Origin of the sequence: Carboxylicivirga litoralis (assembly GCF_025499605.1) — a bacterium.
In the GTDB taxonomy this organism is placed as follows: Bacteria; Bacteroidota; Bacteroidia; order Bacteroidales; family Marinilabiliaceae; genus Carboxylicivirga; species Carboxylicivirga litoralis.
In genome coordinates, this window is the sequence record NZ_JAFMVC010000096.1 from 1 (window position 1) to 1363 (window position 1363).

At 35.2% G+C, this 1363-nt stretch carries 1 protein-coding gene; it reads left to right on the top strand.

The window, feature by feature from the left end; genetic code table 11:
* On the top strand, nucleotides 1-966 hold a 966-nt coding region (locus J1N10_RS20875; RefSeq protein WP_262328666.1), incomplete at its 5' end, for a hypothetical protein.
* Nucleotides 967-1363: the final 397 nt, after the last annotated feature.

Below are 1363 nucleotides of genomic sequence, written 5' to 3' on the forward strand. Positions count from 1 at the left end.
ATTGTTGCGGAGAACTTTGAAAAGGATTGCCTTGCTGTATTTGAGAATTTACTGCAAGGCTACAGGAAGGCGAAAGAATCGACAGTATGGGAATCCAAAATGGATAACCTTGTAGAGAAATTAACACATTTACCTACAGCTCCATTCCCTACTGAGTTAATGAAACTCTTTGATTATGATTTTCTCGTACAATCGGAAGATATAAATAGTATAATTGAAAAAGCCCTTATTATAAGGGAACGGATGAAGCATACCAAGAGGTATGTTACCATTAATGAACGATACTTCTCGTTTTTATTCCTACCTCCAAATACTCACCTTAAAAGACTTGAAGTGTATAATAACGAAGGAGAACTTTGTTATTTACAGGTCGGTAAAATCCATATAAAGCCAAAAGCAATACTCCAATGGCTTATACCCGGCAAAAAACAAGTCAAATTTCAAGATGTAATAAATTTCAGGCAAAAGACCTTTCACATAAAGGCATTAGAGATTTATTACTACTCACCTCTCGTTGACCTTTCGTCAACAAATCCTCAGGACTATTATAATTTTTTCAGCGACTATTTTGGGAAACTTCAATTTCTCAAATATTTCAAATCAAACGGAAATGTTGAAGCGTTTCCAAACCTCCAACAAATTAAGCCAAGAACGCACGATGCCATCTTAAAGCTTTCTAGTGCCCAGCAGGTGCTTTGGGCTTACTTTATTTTTCGGCTTTTGGGCTTAAAACACCGGGTAGATGTTGGTAACTCAACACTTGCCCGGTTTTTATGTGTGGTAAACGGTATTGATGTGGATAATTACAAAAATGTATATTTCTATCGGCTCATAGATAAGGCTCCATACATTAAAAACGATAAGAATCTTTTGGTTGACCTTGAAGTTATCAAATTGCATTTTCAGGAACGTAATTTACCAACAGGTGACATCGAAAAAGTAATCATTGAAATTGTAACCCGATAATTTGCAAAAATACCGATTACTATTTATTGCTTTTTATTGCCATTTGAGTTAAAAAAGTATCCGACAAAAACAGCAAAAAGTATCCGATAAGGCTTAAAGGTGTCTTTGTAAGATTCAGAATATCAGAGGTGTGAAAATTATTTGAAAAATGTCGGATAGTCCGACGTTGGAAATTGCTATGCGCCTATCCTATACTTGCTATCGAAAATTTGAATTTAAAAAATAGCAAGAAAATGGATGAGCAAATAGAAGAACAAATCGACTTCAAAGCTGAAACTTTAAAGAATCTTGAACAGCTAAATAAAAAGGTTTCAGAACTAATAAAAGTACAACATAAAGCCGGAACAGGCTTTGACTATGTTAATGCTGCGGAACTGGCCCTGCTATTGGGCGAAAG